Source organism: Lentzea alba (assembly GCF_011067745.1).
Taxonomy (GTDB): domain Bacteria; phylum Actinomycetota; class Actinomycetes; order Mycobacteriales; family Pseudonocardiaceae; genus Lentzea; species Lentzea alba.
Genome location: NZ_JAAMPJ010000001.1, coordinates 1,219,784 through 1,236,207, shown reverse-complemented (window position 1 = coordinate 1,236,207; position 16,424 = coordinate 1,219,784). Strand labels below are relative to the sequence as shown.

The following is a 16,424-nucleotide window of genomic DNA, read 5'->3' as shown; positions in this document are numbered from 1 at the left end:
ATAGCCGTGTCGGTACTGGTCGGTAACACTGCAACGCATGATGGAGTTGGCCTTGCCTGCCGAATTCCGCCCGAACGAGTTCCCCTCGGCGTCGAGGGAGCAATGGCGTGAGCTGGTCGACGCCGTGCTCCGCAAGACCGGCGCCGACTACGACTCACTGGTCACGAAGACCTACGACGGCATCTCGCTGCAGCCGCTCTACACCCTCGACGACGCGCTGCCCGTCCCGTACGCCCTGGCGCCGGCCAAGCAAGGCTGGGACGTGCGTCAGCGCCACGCCGTTCCCGATCCGATCGCCGTGATGAACGACCTGGAAGGCGGGGTCACCTCGCTGTGGCTCGCGCTGCCGGCGTCGTCGCTGGAACGCGTGCTGGACGGCGTCCTCCTCGACCTCGCGCCGATCGTGCTCGACGGTGACGTCGACGCGGCGCGCGCGATGCTGCGGATCTACGACCAGGCGCCCGTGCTCGCGGACGAGGTGCGCGGCAACCTCGGGCTGACGCCGTTCGGTGAGGCGCTCGAGGTCATCCTCCAGGCCCGTCGCGAGTTCCCGTCGTTGCGGACCGTCGTGGTGGACGCGCTGCCGTTCCACGACGCGGGCGGTTCGGACTCGGAGGAGCTCGGTGCGTCGTTGGCTTTGGCCGTTTCGTACCTGCGCGCGCTGACGGACGCGGGACTGCCGGTGTCGGACGCCTTCGCGCAGCTGGAGTTCCGCTACGCCGCGACGGCCGACCAGTTCATGACGATCGCCAAGCTCCGCGCCGCGCGACGGCTGTGGGCGCGCGTCGCCGAAGTGTCCGGTGCTGATGCCGTGCAGGTGCAGCACGCGGTGACGTCGTCGGCGATGATGACCCGCCGCGACCCGTGGGTGAACATGCTGCGCACCACGATCGCGACGCTGGCCGCCGGTCTCGGCGGCGCCGACTCGGTGACGGTGCAGCCGTTCGACGCGGCCATCGGGCTGCCGGACGAGTTCGCCCGCCGGATCGCCCGCAACACCCAGAACCTGCTGCTGGAGGAGTCGCACCTCGGCGAGGTGATCGACCCCGCGGCCGGGTCCTGGTACGTGGAGCAGCTGACTGATCAGCTGGCCGGTGCCGCGTGGTCGTGGTTCCAGGAGATCGAACGGGCGGGCGGCTTCGCGGCCGCGCGCGAGCTGGTCGCCGCGCGGATCGCCGAGACCTGGGCCGCGCGGTCGGCGCGGCTCGCGGATCGCAGCGACCCGATCACCGGTGTGAGCGAGTTCCCGAACCTGACTGAGAAGCCGGTCGTCCGCGAACCAGCGCCCGCCCGCGAACCAGCGCCCGCCCGCGAGCCCGCGGTCGGAACCGAGCCCGTCCCCGGAATCGATTCGGATTCGCAGGCCCCCTGGGGGGATGCACCCCCCATCCCAAGTGTCTCAAGCGGGTCTGACAGTTTCGGGCTGCCGCGGGTCCGTTATGCACAGGCCTTCGAGGAGTTGCGCGATCTCGCCGACGCGCAGCCCGAACGGCCGCAGGTCTTCCTCGCCACCCTCGGCCCGGTGGCCGCCCACACCGCACGCGCCACCTTCGCCGCGAACCTCTTCAACGCCGGCGGTTTCGCCACCCCGAACGCGGGCCCGACCAGGACCGCGGACGAGGTGGCCGAGAAGTTCAAGGCGTCCGGCGCGAAGGTCGCGGTCGTCTGCGGCAGCGAGACCAGCTACGCCGACCTGGCCGTCCCGACCGTCGAGGCCCTGCGCGAAGCCGGCGCGGAACGGGTACTCCTGGCAGGTAAGAAGAGCGAGGCCGAGGTCGACGGTTACGTCTACCTGGGCTGCCCGGCGCTGGAAATCCTGAACAACACCTTCGACTTCCTTGCCATCGAGAAAGCAAACGGAGTGGAGCGATGATCCCCAACTTCGCGGACATCGACCTCGGCCCGCTCCCGTCGGCGAAGTACGAGGCCGACCTCCCGGCCTGGGAGACGCCGGAGGGCATCGCGGTCAAGCCGGTCTACGGTCCGTCCGATGTGGACGGTCTGGACTTCCTGCGGACCTACCCCGGCGTCGCACCCTTCCTGCGCGGCCCGTACCCGACGATGTACGTCAACCAGCCGTGGACCGTCCGCCAGTACGCGGGCTTCTCGACGGCCGAGGAGTCGAACGCCTTCTACCGCCGCAACCTCGCGGCCGGGCAGAAGGGGCTGAGCGTCGCGTTCGACCTCGCCACGCACCGCGGCTACGACTCGGACCACCCGCGCGTTGCCGGTGACGTCGGCATGGCGGGCGTCGCGATCGACTCGATCTACGACATGCGCACGCTGTTCGACGGCATCCCGCTGGACAAGATGTCCGTGTCGATGACGATGAACGGCGCGGTGCTGCCGATCCTGGCGCTCTTCGTGGTGGCGGCGGAGGAGCAGGGGGTGAAGCCGGAGCAGCTCATGGGGACGATCCAGAACGACATCCTCAAGGAGTTCATGGTCCGCAACACCTACATCTACCCGCCGCAGCCGTCGATGCGGATCATCTCCGACATCTTCAGCTACACCAGCTCGCACATGCCGAAGTTCAACTCCATCTCGATCTCCGGCTACCACATGCAGGAGGCGGGAGCGACCGCCGACCTGGAGCTGGCCTACACGCTCGCGGACGGCGTCGAGTACATCCGCGCGGGCCGGGAAGCCGGGCTGGACGTGGACGCGTTCGCGCCCCGGCTCAGCTTCTTCTGGGCGATCGGCATGAACTTCTTCATGGAGATCGCCAAGATGCGGGCCGCGCGCCTGCTCTGGGCGAAGCTGGTCAACGGGTTCGAGCCCAAGAGCCAGAAGTCGCTCAGCCTCCGCACGCACTGCCAGACGTCCGGCTGGTCGCTGACCGCGCAGGACGTGTTCAACAACGTCGCGCGCACGTGCGTCGAGGCCATGGCGGCGACGCAGGGTCACACGCAGTCGTTGCACACCAACGCACTCGACGAGGCGCTGGCGCTGCCCACCGACTTCTCCGCGCGCATCGCCCGCAACACGCAGCTGCTGCTCCAGCAGGAGTCCGGCACCACCCGCGTGATCGACCCGTGGGGCGGCAGCGCGTACGTCGAGCGGCTGACGAACGAGCTCGCCGCCAAGGCGTGGGAGCACATCACCGAGGTCGAGAAGGCCGGCGGCATGGCCCGCGCGATCGACGAGGGCATCCCCAAGCTGCGCATCGAGGAGGCCGCCGCCCGCACGCAGGCGCGCATCGACTCCGGCCGGCAGCCCGTCATCGGCGTCAACAAGTACCTCGTGACCAACGACGAGCAGATCGAGGTCCTCAAGGTCGACAACGCCGGCGTGCGCGCCCAGCAGCTCGAAAAACTGCGCCGGCTCAAGGAAGAACGCGACCAGTCCGCAGTGGACAGTGCGCTCGACGCGCTCACCAGCGCCGCGCAGGGCCACGGCAACCTGCTGGAGCTGGCGATCAACGCGGCTCGCGCCAAGGCGACCGTCGGGGAGATCTCCGAGTCGCTGGGCAAGGTGTGGGGACGGCACAGCGCGCAGATCCGCACCATTTCCGGTGTCTACCGGCAGGAGGTCGGCGAAGTGTCCAACGTGGACGCCTGCCGCGAGGTCGTCGAGGCGTTCGCGGAGGAGGAAGGCCGCCGGCCGCGCATCCTGGTCGCCAAGATGGGCCAGGACGGGCACGACCGCGGTCAGAAGGTGATCGCGACGGCGTTCGCGGACCTCGGCTTCGACGTCGACGTCGGCCCGCTGTTCCAGACGCCGGAGGAGGTCGCGCGCCAGGCCACCGAGGCCGACGTGCACATCGTCGGCGTGTCCTCGCTGGCGGCGGGCCACCTCACGCTGGTGCCGGCGCTCAAGCAGGAGCTCACCAAGCTCGGCCGCGAGGACATCATGATCGTCGTCGGTGGCGTGATCCCGCCGCAGGACTTCGACGAGCTGTACGCGGCGGGTGCTTCGGCGATCTTCCCGCCCGGCACCGTCATCGCGGACGCGGCCAAGGACCTGTTGGTGAAGCTCGCGGACCAGCTCGGTCACCATGGCTAGGGTGATCGACGTCGCCGAGTACGCCAAGGGCGTCCTCGACGGCGATCGCAGCGTGCTGGCCAGGGCCATCACCCTGGTCGAGTCCAAGCGCGCCGACCACCGCGCCAAGGCGCAGGAGCTGCTGATCGAGCTGTTGCCGAAGTCGGGCAACGCGACCAGGGTCGGCATCACCGGCGTGCCCGGCGTGGGCAAGTCGACGTTCATCGACGCGCTCGGCACCATGCTGACCGAGCAGGGCCACCGGGTCGCGGTGCTCGCCGTCGACCCGTCGTCGACCCGCACCGGCGGCAGCATCCTGGGCGACAAGACGCGCATGCAACGGCTCTCGGTGAACGAGAAGGCGTTCATCCGGCCGTCGCCGACGTCCGGCACGCTCGGCGGCGTCGCGCAGGCCACCCGCGAGACGATCGTGCTGGTCGAGGCCGCGGGCTTCGACGTCGTGCTGGTCGAGACCGTCGGCGTCGGGCAGTCAGAGGTGGCCGTCGCGAACATGACGGACTGCTCGCTGTTCCTGACCCTCGCCCGCACCGGCGACCAGCTGCAGGGCATCAAGAAGGGCATCCTGGAGCTCGCGGACGTCATCGCGGTCAACAAGGCCGACGGCGAACACGAACTGGACGCCCGCAAGGCCGCGCGCGAACTGGCCGGCGCTCTCAAGCTCCTGCGCCCACCGGACGCGTTGTGGCACCCGCCGGTGCTCACCTGCTCCGGCCTCACCGGAACCGGTCTCGACGAGCTGTGGTCCCGCGTGCTGGAACACCAGGCCACCTTGAAGGACGCCGGTGAACTGGACGAGCGACGCCGCCGTCAGCAGGTCGAATGGACCTGGATGATGGTCCACGACGAACTGTGGCGGCAGTTGCGCGAACACCCGGCAGTCCGCTCCCTGGCCCCGGATCTGGAGCGCAGAGTTCGCGCCGGTGAACTGACGGCCACTTTGGCCGCCGAGCAATTACTAACCGCCTTCACCCACAAGCCTGACTGACTTTTCACGCGGGGACCCCACGTACTATCAGACGGTACGTAGGGGCCCCGCGTGACCTAAAGCAGGGCGCGGAGGGTGAGCGTGTAACTAGTTTGGGTGACCTTCGATCGTGGTATTCGAGGTAGAGTTCAGGCCATGTCGAGGTTGCTGCTGGCCTGCGTGTTCGCGCTGATGAGCGTTGTCGGGATCGCCGGTGTGGCGGCCGCGCAAGAGGCGCCGGACGCGCCCGTGGCGGCCGCGCAGCAGACCACCGTGAATCCGGGTCCGAGCGTGAACTCGCCGCAGGAACCGTCGCCTGAGATCAGGCAGGAAACCAAACGCAAGCTGTGGATCGGCGCGATCGCCGTCGGCCTGTTGGCGCTGGTCTACTACCGCAACAAGAAGCGGTGGGCGAAGTGGCGCAAGGAGCGCGCGGCGAAGAAGGGGTAGCCGCGCTGAAGTGCGGTTGAGCCGTTCCGTCCCAGATGATGGGACGGAATAGTCAAAGTTAAGCGTGCTTCTCGACCATTTGCGTCATCGTTGATCGGTCAGACCGATACTCGCTCGCCGCTCGGCGCAGCGCTGCGACCGGCCAACCGGTTGATCATCATCAGCGCACGGCGTCACACAGGTGGTGATGCAGGATGGTGGCAAATGGGTACCGACTTGAAGATCAGCACACGCTCGACCCTCGAGCGGTACTCCGACGCGCTGCTGGACCTGTCGCACTCGATCCACGCCGAACCTGAGCTGGCCTTCGAGGAGCACCGCAGCGTCGAGAAGATCACCTCCCTGCTGGCCCGCGAGGGCTTCAAGCTCGACCGCGGTGTGGCAGACCTCGACACCGCGTTCGTCGCGACGTTCGGCGACGGTGAGCTGGTGCTGGGACTTTGTGCCGAATACGACGCTTTGCCCGAAGTCGGGCACGCGTGCGGGCACAACGTCATCGCCGCCGCTTCCGTCGGTGCCGCACTCGCGCTGCGTGACATCGCCGACCGTCTGGGGGTCACCGTGAAGGTGATCGGTACGCCGGCGGAGGAAGTCGGCGGCGGCAAGGTGCTCATGCTGGAACGGGGTGTCTTCGACGACATCTCGTTCTCGATGATGGTGCACCCGGCGCCGTACGAGTCGTGTGCCGCGAAGTCGCTGGCCATCACCGACCTCGAGGTGCACTACAAGGGCAAGCCGTCACACGCGGCCGCCGCCCCTCACCTGGGCATCAACGCCGCGGACGCGGTGACCGTCGCGCAGATCTCGATCAGCCTGCTGCGGCAGCACCTCGAACCGGGCCAGATGGTGACGGGCATCGTCACCAACGGCGGCACCGTGCCGAACGTAATACCCGCCCGCGCGTCGGCGATGTTCGATGTGAGGGCGGAGAACCTGGAATCGTTGCAGCGCCTGGAGAACCGGATCCGGGACTGTTTCCAAGCCGGCGCGCTCGCGACCGGCTGCACCCATGAGGTCGAGCAGGTCTCGCCGATCTACGCCGAACTGACTCCCGACCCGTGGCTCGCGGACGCCTACCGGCGTGCGGCCACTGAGCTGGGACGACGACCGCTCTCGCCCGAGCAGGAACAGCGAGAGAAGATCGGGAGCACCGACATGGGCAACGTCACAAGAGTGTTGCCCGCCATCCACCCGACCATTGCCATCGACTGCGGAGACGCGGTGAACCACCAACAAGAGTTCGCGACCGCTTGTGCCTCGGCGTCGGCCGACCGTGCGCTGCTCGAAGGAGCACTTGCCATGGCCTGGACGACGATCGCGACAGCCACCGATTCCCAGCAGCGCGCACGGCTGCTGGCCCGCGGAGGTGCGGCATGACGGTCCTGGACTCCCGTCCTTCGGGCTCCTCAACTGTGCAGACGTCCACCGAGATGCTCGTAGACCCGACCGGGGTGAGCATGTCTCCTGTGGATGATCTCGGAGAGGGCCGCGGCCCCGCGTGGCTCGACGACTGGCTGAAGGCGCACGCCGCCGACGTCGTCGCCTGGCGCCGCCACATCCACGCCAACCCCGAACTGTCCCGGCGCGAGTACAACACCACCGAGCTCGTGGCGAAGCTGCTGCGGGAGGTCGGCCTCAAGCCGCGCATCCTCCCCGGCGGCACGGGCCTGATCTGCGACATCGGCAACGGCCCCCGCTGCGTGGCTCTCCGCGCGGACATGGACGCGTTGCCGTTGCCGGAGAACACCGGCCTGCCGTTCTCGTCCACTGTGGACGGTGTGTCGCACGCGTGCGGTCACGACGCCCACACGACGGTGCTGCTCGGCACCGCGCTGGCCCTCGCCTCGGCCACCGAGCTCCCCGGCCGCGTCCGGCTGGTGTTCCAGCCGGCCGAGGAGGTCATGCCGGGCGGTGCGCTCGACGTGCTGGCCGCGGGCGGTCTCGACGGCGTGGAGCGGATCTTCGGTCTGCACTGCGACCCGCGCCTGCAGGTCGGCCGCATCGGCACCCGCATCGGCGCCATCACCTCGGCGTCCGACCTGCTGGAGCTGCGGCTGTCCTCGCCGGGCGGCCACACCTCGCGCCCGCACCTGACCGCGGACCTGGTCCACGCGCTCGGCACGGTCATCACCGGCCTGCCGACGATGCTGTCCCGCCGCATCGACCCCCGCTCCGGCACCGTCCTGGTGTGGGGCGCGGTGCACGCGGGTGAGGCGCCGAACGCGGTGCCGCAGGACGGCCTGGTGCGCGGCACGCTGCGCACCGGCGACCGCGACATCTGGGCCGAGCTGGAGCCGTTGGTGAAGGACCTGGTCACGGGCCTGCTGGCCCCGACCGGCGTCGGCTTCGACCTGCACCACCGCCGCGGCGTGCCGCCGGTGGTGAACGAGCGGGAGTCCACCCAGATCCTGCGCGCCGGCATCGAGGCCGCCCTGGGCGACGACGCGCTGGCGGGCACCGAGCAGTCGTCCGGTGGCGAGGACTTCGGCTGGTACCTGGAGCACGTGCCGGGCTCGTTCGCGCGCCTCGGCGTGTGGGACGGCCAGGAGAAGCAGCGCGACCTGCACCAGCCGACGTTCGACCTGGACGAACGCGCCCTCCTCGTGGGCGTCCGCGTCATGGTCCACACGGCCCTGGCCGCCCTGGCCTAGCTTCTTGATGAGGGGAGCTTTCATAAACCTCAGGTTTATGAAAGCTCCCCTCATCAACTAGAAGAGGACGCGTTCCACCTGCGCCGTGTTGTGGCGCGTGCGGAACGAGTGCGCCTTCGTGATGGTGCTGTTCGGGTCCTTGCGGTTCGCCAGGTAGTACCAGTCGAACCGGACCTCGTCCTGCGTGACCTTGAGCGTCGCGACGCCGTGCGAGTCCAGCTCCACGAACTTCGCGTGCGGGTTCAGCAGCTGGATCTGCGCTTCCAGCACCAGTGAACCGGTGCGCGGCGGCACCTTCAGGAGCTCGTCGAAGTTGTCGGACGTCAGCGACGTGACGATGTACTCGCTGGCGACCGAACGGCCCTCGAACGGCACGTCGCACGCCCACGAGCTGTGGATGTCACCGGTGAGGAACACCGTGTTCTTGCGGTCGCCCAAAGCACGGAGCACCAGCTCCCGGTCTGCGGGGAAGCCGTCCCACTGGTCGGGGTTCGACGACGGGAAACCGGGCGCCGGCGGGATCTTGAACGGGCTGATCATCACCGAGTTGCCGACGAGCTGCCAGCGCGCGGTGTCGGTGGTGAGCCGCTTGATCAGCCAGCTGCGCTGCTCGGCACCCAGGATCGTGGTGTCCGTGCGGTACGAACGCAGGTCGAGCATCGTCAACGACGCCAGCTCGCCGAACTGGAAGCTCCGGTCGACCTTGCCCTCGCGGATCGGCATCCACTCGAAGTAGGCCTGCGTCGCGGCGGCCATCCGCACGGCCCACGGACCCTCGGTCGCCGGGTCGTGCAGCGGCGAGCCGATGCTGGACGAGTTGTCGGCGCTCTCGTGGTCGTCCCAGGTGCAGATGAAGGGATGCGCCTGGTGGACCGCCTGGGCGTGCGCGTCGGTCTTGTACTGCGCGTGCCGGCGCCGGTAGTCGTCGAGCGTCACGCACTCGTGCGGCGGTTCCGACGGACGGAGCTCGGGCGTGACGGCGTAGACGCCCTCGTAGATGTAGTCGCCGAGGTGGAGCACGGCGTCGAGGTCCTGCTGCGCCAGGAAGCCGTACCCGGCGAAGTGGCCCATCGCCCAGTTCGCGCACGACACGACGCCGAGGTTCAGCTCGGTGCCGCAGCCTGCCGTCTTGGTGCGGCCGACCGGGGACACGACGTCGCCGACGCGGAACCGGTACCAGTAACGGGTGTTCGGGCGCAGGCCGTGGACCTCGACCTTGACCGTGTGGTCGCGTGCCGGACCGGTGCGGGTGGTGCCGCGCTTCACGATCCGCGAGAAGTCCTCGTCACGAGCGACCTCCCACCGGATCGGCTCGGACGTGACGACGCGCGTCCACAGCAGGACGCCGTCCGGCAACGGATCACCGGACGCGACGCCGTGCTGGAACGCCACTTCGGCGGCGGACGCGGCGGAAACAGTGGTGGTGGTTGCGACGGCACCAGCCACCGCACCTGCTTTCAGGAACGTTCTTCTATCAACCCCAGACATGTCTTCCAGCATGTCCAAGATCGGTCACGTTCAGCTCACGGGCTCGGTCAACTGCGGACGCGCCTCCGGTGCGGAGGCACGAACCGCGTCCGCCGCCTGGTCGTCCGGTTTGGTCTGGGACGTGCGCTCGGCGTCGACGCGGGCGGTGTAGACCTCGATCTCGCGCTTGATCGCGTCCTCGTCCCAGCCGAGCACCGGCGCGACCAGCCGGGCAACCGCTTCCGCCGAGTCGATCCCGCGGTGTGCGTACTCGATGGAGATGCGGGTGCGCCGGGTCAGCACGTCCTCGAGGTGCATCGCGCCCTCGTGCGACGCCGCGTACACCGCCTCGACCTGCAGGTAGTCGGGGGAGGCGGGGATCGGCTTCAGCAGCTCCGGGTTGTCCGCGGCCAGCGACAGCACCTCGTGCACCAGCGAGCCGTAGCGGTCGAGCAGGTGCCGGACGCGGTACGGGTGCAGACCGTGCCGGGCGGCCAGGTGGTCGGCCTGGTTGATCAGCGCGTGGTAGCCGTCCGCGCCGACCAGCGGCACCTTGTCCGTGATGGACGGTTGGATCCGTCCGGGCATGTCCACCTGCGCCGCGTCGACGGCGTCCGCGCCCATCACCCGGTACGTCGTGTACTTGCCGCCGGCGATCGCCACGAGTCCGGGAGCGACACGAGCCACCGCGTGTTCGCGCGAAAGCTTTGACGTCGAATCGGATTCGCCCGCCAGCAACGGCCGCAGACCCGCGTAGACGCCCTCGATGTCGTCCTGCGTCAACGGCGTCGCGAGCACCGAGTTCACGTGTTCGAGGATGTAGTCGATGTCGTGCTTGGTCGCCGCCGGGTGCGCCAGGTCGAGGTTCCAGTCGGTGTCCGTGGTGCCGACGATCCAGTGGTTGCGCCACGGGATCACGAACAGCACGGACTTCTCGGTGCGCAGGATCATGCCCGCCTCGGCCACGATCCGGTCGCGCGGCACCACGATGTGGACGCCCTTCGACGCCCGCACCCGGAACCGTCCACGCGAGCCGGACAACCGCTGCAGCTCGTCCGTCCACACGCCCGTCGCGTTGATCACCGCGTGCGCCCGCACGTCGACCTCGCGACCGTCCTCGACGTCGCGCACGCGCACACCGGACACCCGGTCGGCCTCGCGCAGGAACCCGACCACCTGGGTCGACGTGCGCACGACAGCGCCGTAGTGCGCGGCGGTGCGGCCGACCATCATCGTGTGCCGCGCGTCGTCGGCTTGGGCGTCGTAGTAACGGATGCCGCCGATCAACGCATCGCGCTTCAACGCCGGAACCAGCCGCAGCGCACCCGCTCGGGTGAGGTGTTTCTGCCCCGGCACGGACCGGGCGCCGCCCATCGTGTCGTAGAGGAACAGCCCGGCCGCCGTGTACGGGCGCTCCCACACGCGGTTGCTCAACGGGTAGAGGAACGCGACCGGCTTCACCAGGTGAGGCGCGATCCGCGTCAGCATCAGCTCGCGCTCGCGCAGCGCCTCGCGGACCAGGCCGAACTCCAGCTGTTCGAGGTAGCGCAGACCGCCGTGGAAGAGCTTGGAGGACCGGCTCGACGTGCCGGACGCCAGGTCGCGGGCCTCGACGAGGGCCACCCGCAGGCCGCGGGTCGCCGCGTCCAGTGCCGCTCCGACGCCGACCACGCCACCGCCGATCACGACGAGGTCGAACGTCTCCGTTCCCAGCCGCTGCCACGACTCCTCCCGCTCAACGGGACCGAGCCGGCCGGTGATCGGGGGTTCGGCATGGGTTTGCGGTGGTGCAGCTGCGTTCTTGCGCGTGGCCACGACAGCGCCTCCCTGTGACGACTCGCGGATCACGTTACCTGCAGCAACGGCCGTTCGCCCACGGGCACGAACACCAGAATCCAACGGCCTGAAAATGGCCTGACCACAGGTAGTTCACGTAGACAACTGATCAGCACGGCTATAGCGTCCGACCTCGTTGTAGGCGGGCAGCGCGGCCTGACCTCCGGGTTTGCGCTCCCTCCTGGCCGCAAACGAAGGAGGTCGACGATGAGTGCAGGCTCGATCTTCGTTTGGGAGATGCTGGGGACCGCGGTCCTCATCCTCCTGGGCACCGGTGTCGTCGCGAACCAGGTGCTCAAGAACACGCTCGGCAACAGCACCGGGTTCCTGTTCGTCAACGTCGGCTGGGCGTTCGCCGTCTTCACCGGCGCGAGCATCGCCAACCCCAGCGGCGCGCACCTGAACCCGGCGGTGACGCTGGGGCTCGCGATCGCGGACAAGACCCCGTGGGGTGACGTTCCCGTCTACATCCTCGGGCAGATGGTCGGCGCGATCGTCGGTGCGATGCTCTGCTGGGCGACGTACAAGCTGCAGTTCGACACGCACGACGAGCCGCAGAACACACTGGGCATCTTCTCCACCGGACCGACCGTCCCGAACCGGGCGTGGAACCTCGTGTCCGAGGTCATCGGCACGTTCGTGCTCGTCATCTGGATCCTGCTGTCGCCCGGCGCGAAGGAGTCGGTCGACGGGGTTCCGCAGTTCGGCAACTCGGCGCTCGGGTACGCGGGTGTCGCGTTCGTCGTGCTGGTGATCGGCACGTCGCTCGGTGGCCCGACCGGCTACGCCATCAACCCGGCGCGTGACCTCGGTCCGCGCATCGCCTACGCCTTCCTGATGCCCATCCACAACAAGGGCAACGCCAACTGGGGCTACTCGTGGATCCCGGTCGCCGGACCGCTCGTCGGCGGCGCGCTCGCGGCGTTGCTCTACCTGGTTCTCCCGGTCTGAAAGGACTTACCGCAATGACCCAGTACGTGGCCGCGATCGACCAGGGCACGACGTCGACCCGTTGCATGATCTTCGACCACTCCGGCCGGGTGGTGTCGGTCGACCAGAAAGAGCACGAGCAGATCTTCCCGAAGGCCGGATGGGTCGAGCACGACCCGAAGGAGGTCTGGCAGAACACCCGCCAGGTCGCCGCGGGCGCGCTCGCGAAGGCCGATCTGTCCACTTCGGACATCGCCGCCGTCGGCATCACCAACCAGCGCGAGACCGCGGTGGTGTGGGACAAGAACACCGGTGAGCCCGTCTACAACGCCATCGTGTGGCAGGACACCCGCACCGACAAGATCGTGCAGGAGCTGGGCGCGCTCGGCGGCGGCCAGGAGCGCTACCGGGCCAAGGTCGGCCTGCCGCTGGCCACCTACTTCTCCGGGCCCAAGATCCGCTGGATCCTCGACAACGTCGAAGGCGCGCGGGAGAAGGCCGAGGCCGGCGACCTGCTGTTCGGCAACATGGACACGTGGGTGTTGTGGAACATGACCGGCGGGGTTGACGGCGGCGTGCACGTCACCGACCCGACGAACGCCTCGCGCACCATGTTGATGGACCTCGACACACTCGCCTGGGATGCCTCGATCGCGCAGGACATGGGCATCCCGATGTCGATGCTGCCGGAGATCAGGTCGTCGTCCGAGGTCTACGGCCAGGTGCGCGAGCGCGGCGCGCTGGCCGGCGTGCCGATCGCGGGCATCCTCGGCGACCAGCAGGCGGCGACGTTCGGCCAGGCCTGCCTGTCGCCCGGTGAAGCCAAGAACACCTACGGCACCGGCAACTTCATGCTGCTCAACACCGGCACCGAGAAGGTGATGAGCGAGAACGGGTTGCTCACCACCGTCTGCTACAAGATCGGCGAGGCGGCCCCGGTCTACGCGTTGGAGGGCTCGATCGCGGTCACCGGTTCGCTGGTGCAGTGGCTGCGCGACAACCTCGGCATGATCGGCAGCGCGGCCGAGATCGAGGAGCACGCGCGGTCCGTGGAGGACAACGGCGGCGCGTACTTCGTGCCGGCGTTCTCCGGCCTGTTCGCGCCGTACTGGCGTTCCGACGCCCGTGGCGCGATCGTCGGCCTGACCCGGTTCGTCAACAAGGGCCACCTCGCGCGGGCCGTGCTGGAGGCGACCGCGTTCCAGACGCGTGAGGTGCTCGACGCGATGAACGCGGACTCGGGCGTCGACCTGACCGCGCTGAAGGTCGACGGCGGCATGGTCGTGAACGAGCTGCTGATGCAGTTCCAGGCGGACATCCTCGGCGTGCCGGTGATCAGGCCGGTCGTCGCCGAGACCACCGCGCTGGGCGCCGCCTACGCGGCCGGTCTCGCGGTCGGGTTCTGGAAGACCGAGGACGACATCCGCGAGAACTGGGCGCAGGACAAGAAGTGGGAGCCGTCGATGGACGACGCCCGCCGCACGTCCGAGTACGCGAACTGGAAGAAGGCCGTCTCCAAGACCTTCGACTGGGTCGAGGACTGATGTTGATGAGGGGAGCTTTCATAAACCTGAGGTTTATGAAAGCTCCCCTCATCAACTAAGCGGGAGTTGCGTGCACGATCACGTTGTCGCGGGTGCCGCAGGTGATCAGCCGCAGTCCCTGCTCGTCCGCGTCCCTGGCGACGGCCTCCGCGAAGAAGTCGTCGCGGATGATCCTCTCGGTGCGCGCCACCGTGAAGCGGGCGACCGAACCGTCCTTCTTGGACACTTCGAGCACGTCGCCCTGCTGCAGGTCGTTCAGCCGGTAGAAGACGCCGCGGGCCTTGTTGCTCTCGATCCGTCCGACGATGATCCACTGCTGCGGATGCGTCTGGTACCAACCGGCCTGCATGCCCTCGTTGACGGGCGGCATCTGGACGGCGCCCTGCGGGTCGAGGCCGAGCTGGACCAGCGACGACCGCACGCCGATCCGTTCGATCCGCAGCTCCATCGGATCGGAGTTGCCGAGCGGTGAGAACACCGGCGGCGGCGCGCTGTCGCTCGTCGCCGCCGACGGCTTCGGTGCCGGGCCCTGCGAACAGGCGGTGGCCAGCGCCACGCACAGCACCGCGATCAAGACACGAGTCCCCACGAACTCATTGACGCACATCCGGTGGGTTAGTTGCGCGTCCAATCAAGACGGATCCGATTTGTGATCATCACGACCGCGCGGGGCCGGCGGTGAACGTGCGCTCGACGAGATGGCCCTCGCACGCCGCATAGGCCGCGTAGGAGCCGGGCGTGCCGATCACCTCGCCGATGCCGAGCCACGAGCCGTCGGCGTTCTGATGGGTGAACTCGATCGGTGCGACGAAGCCCGGCGACGTCACCGGACCGGCGCACTTCGACATGCTCGACTTGAGCACCACGACCAGGCCGCCGGCCGTGGTGGTCCGCTGCGGGACGACGAACAGGTCGGAACTCGCGGTCCCGGTCTGCGCGCTCGATGACTGTGCGAAAGCGAACGCGATCCCCAATGCGACGACAGCCGCGAAAATGCGCTTCATTTTTCTTCTCCCCCAAGTGGAACTCGCACACCGAAGACGCCCTTGCGGGCGCCTCGGTTGCCGAGGGGAGTGCCGGGGTTACCTAGTCGAGATCGTCGTGCCGCATGAGCTGGCGGCCCGACTCGGTGATGGAGCCCGAGAGCGACGGGTACACCGAGAACGTCGTGGCGAGGTGCTCGACGGTGAGCTGGTTCTGCACGGCCAGCGCGATCGGCAGGATGAGCTCGCTCGCGTTCGGCGCGACGACCACACCACCGATGACCACGCCCGTGGCGGGTCGGCAGAACAGCTTCACGAAGCCGCGGCGCAGACCCTCCATCTTGGCGCGGGGGTTCGTGGCGAGCGGCAGCATGATCGTGCGCGCGGGCACCTCACCCGAGTCGATCGCCTGCTGGCTGATGCCGACGCTGGCGATCTCGGGGTTGGTGAAGACGTTCGCGGCGACGGTCTTGAGCTTGATCGGGCTGACGCCCTCGCCCAGCGCGTGCCACATCGCGATGCGGCCCTGCATGGCGGCGACGGACGCGAGCAGCAGCACACCGGTGCAGTCGCCGGCCGCGTAGACGCCGCTGACGTTGGTCCGGCTGACCCGGTCGACCGGGATGTACCCGCCGCGCCCGAGCTCGATGCCGATCTTCTCCAGGCCGATGTCGGTCGTGTTCGGCACGGAACCGACGGTCATCAGGGCGTGCGATGCCTCGATCGTGCGACCGTCTTCCAGGTGGATCAGCACGCCGTCGCCGGTGTTCTCGACCCGGTCCGCGCGGGCGTGCTTGACGACGGCCGTGCCGCGCTCGGCGAACACGTCCTCGAGCACCACGGCCGCGTCGGCGTCCTCGTGGGGCAGCACGCGGTCCCGGCTGGAGACCATCGTCACCTTCACGCCCATCTCGGTGTAGGCGCTGGCGAACTCGACACCGGTCACACCGGAGCCGATGACCGCGAGGTGCTCGGGCAGTTCGGGCAGGTCGTAGATCTGCCGCCAGGTGAGGACGCGCTTGCCATCCGGCTCGGCGCCCGGCAGCACGCGGGGCGTGGCGCCCGTTGCGATGAGCACCACATCGGCGCTGAGGATCTCTTCCCCACCGCTCGCGCTGATGGCGACGACCTGGTGCTGGGCGAGGCCCCGCGTGTCGTCGGCGAACTTCGCACGCCCGTTGATCAGCCGCACGCCTTCGCGTTGCAGCCGTGCCCGGACGTCCGCGGACTGCGCGAGGGCGAGGCCCTTGACCCGTCCGTGGACCACCGGCAGGTCGACCGCGGCCTGCTCGTTGTTGGTCTGAATGCCCAGCTCACCGGCGTTGCGGAAGGCGCTGCGAGCACCGGCCGAAGCGATGAAGGTCTTCGACGGCACGCAGTCGTACAACACGCACGCGCCACCGGCCCCGTCGTTCTCGACCACGGTCACGTCGGCGCCGTGCTGCGCCGCGACCAGGGCTGCCTCGTAACCTGCGGGTCCGCCGCCCATGATGACGATGCGGGTCACGATCAGTTCCCTTCTGCGCGCTTGCTGGCCGGCACAACCGTACGCGTTGGCCGAATCGCCCGTGTCGTCAGTACCGAAAGCTGATCG

At 68.6% G+C, this 16,424-nt stretch carries 13 protein-coding genes; 8 read left to right on the top strand and 5 right to left on the bottom strand.

The genetic code is table 11. The features are described from left to right. The first annotated feature begins 37 nt into the window (after window positions 1-37). The 6 genes from G7043_RS05805 (at window position 38) to G7043_RS05780 (ending at window position 8,070) form a co-directional block, all read left to right on the top strand. Window positions 38-1,873, top strand: a complete 1,836-nt coding sequence (locus tag G7043_RS05805) for a methylmalonyl-CoA mutase family protein (protein ID WP_166044488.1) — start codon at window positions 38-40, stop codon at window positions 1,871-1,873. Beyond that, entirely contained in the window at window positions 1,870-4,005 is a 2,136-nt protein-coding gene (gene scpA / locus G7043_RS05800) for a methylmalonyl-CoA mutase (protein ID WP_166044487.1), read from the top strand. The genes G7043_RS05805 and scpA overlap by 4 nt, the downstream gene beginning before the upstream one ends. Further along, window positions 3,998-4,990, top strand: a complete 993-nt coding sequence (meaB, locus tag G7043_RS05795) for a methylmalonyl Co-A mutase-associated GTPase MeaB (protein WP_166044486.1) — start codon at window positions 3,998-4,000, stop codon at window positions 4,988-4,990. Before scpA ends, meaB begins: the two co-directional genes overlap by 8 nt. 135 nt (window positions 4,991-5,125) lie before the next feature. After that, the gene (locus G7043_RS05790) at window positions 5,126-5,419 is read left to right on the top strand and encodes a hypothetical protein (RefSeq protein ID WP_166044485.1); all 294 of its coding nucleotides are present in this window, start codon (window positions 5,126-5,128) and stop codon (window positions 5,417-5,419) included. A gap of 204 nt (window positions 5,420-5,623) precedes the next feature. After that, complete coding sequence (locus G7043_RS05785) at window positions 5,624-6,796, top strand: M20 family metallopeptidase (protein ID WP_166044484.1); 1,173 nt, start codon at window positions 5,624-5,626, stop codon at window positions 6,794-6,796. After that, complete coding sequence (locus G7043_RS05780) at window positions 6,793-8,070, top strand: M20 family metallopeptidase (RefSeq protein ID WP_166044483.1); 1,278 nt, start codon at window positions 6,793-6,795, stop codon at window positions 8,068-8,070. The genes G7043_RS05785 and G7043_RS05780 overlap by 4 nt, the downstream gene beginning before the upstream one ends. A gap of 57 nt (window positions 8,071-8,127) precedes the next feature. Here the strand turns inward: G7043_RS05780 and G7043_RS05775 are convergent, their stop codons facing one another. Beyond that, a complete protein-coding gene (locus G7043_RS05775) occupies window positions 8,128-9,558 on the bottom strand; it encodes an alkaline phosphatase D family protein (protein WP_166044482.1) in 1,431 nt (476 codons plus the stop codon). Window positions 9,559-9,588: 30 nt separating this feature from the next. After that, complete coding sequence (locus G7043_RS05770; RefSeq protein ID WP_313887754.1) at window positions 9,589-11,298, bottom strand: glycerol-3-phosphate dehydrogenase/oxidase; 1,710 nt, start codon at window positions 11,296-11,298, stop codon at window positions 9,589-9,591. A 282-nt stretch (window positions 11,299-11,580) separates the two neighbouring features. On the opposite strand from G7043_RS05770, the gene G7043_RS05765 reads away from it, so the two are divergent. Together G7043_RS05765 and glpK are read left to right on the top strand one after the other, a co-directional pair. After that, window positions 11,581-12,324: an MIP/aquaporin family protein gene (locus G7043_RS05765; RefSeq protein ID WP_166044480.1), complete on the top strand. Its 744-nt coding sequence runs from the start codon at window positions 11,581-11,583 to the stop codon at window positions 12,322-12,324. A 14-nt stretch (window positions 12,325-12,338) separates the two neighbouring features. Beyond that, window positions 12,339-13,847: a glycerol kinase GlpK gene (glpK, locus tag G7043_RS05760; protein ID WP_166044479.1), complete on the top strand. Its 1,509-nt coding sequence runs from the start codon at window positions 12,339-12,341 to the stop codon at window positions 13,845-13,847. Between the two features lie 55 nt (window positions 13,848-13,902). Here glpK and G7043_RS05755 read toward each other — a convergent pair whose 3' ends face one another. The 3 genes from G7043_RS05755 to G7043_RS05745 all read right to left on the bottom strand — a co-directional run bounded on the left by G7043_RS05755 (window position 13,903) and on the right by G7043_RS05745 (window position 16,337). Next, window positions 13,903-14,436, bottom strand: coding sequence for a sortase domain-containing protein (locus tag G7043_RS05755; protein ID WP_166044478.1), 534 nt, complete (start codon window positions 14,434-14,436; stop codon window positions 13,903-13,905). A 67-nt stretch (window positions 14,437-14,503) separates the two neighbouring features. Then, window positions 14,504-14,851: a hypothetical protein gene (locus G7043_RS05750; RefSeq protein WP_166044477.1), complete on the bottom strand. Its 348-nt coding sequence runs from the start codon at window positions 14,849-14,851 to the stop codon at window positions 14,504-14,506. 82 nt (window positions 14,852-14,933) lie between these two features. Next, window positions 14,934-16,337: an NAD(P)H-quinone dehydrogenase gene (locus G7043_RS05745; RefSeq protein ID WP_166044476.1), complete on the bottom strand. Its 1,404-nt coding sequence runs from the start codon at window positions 16,335-16,337 to the stop codon at window positions 14,934-14,936. Window positions 16,338-16,424 lie beyond the last annotated feature (87 nt).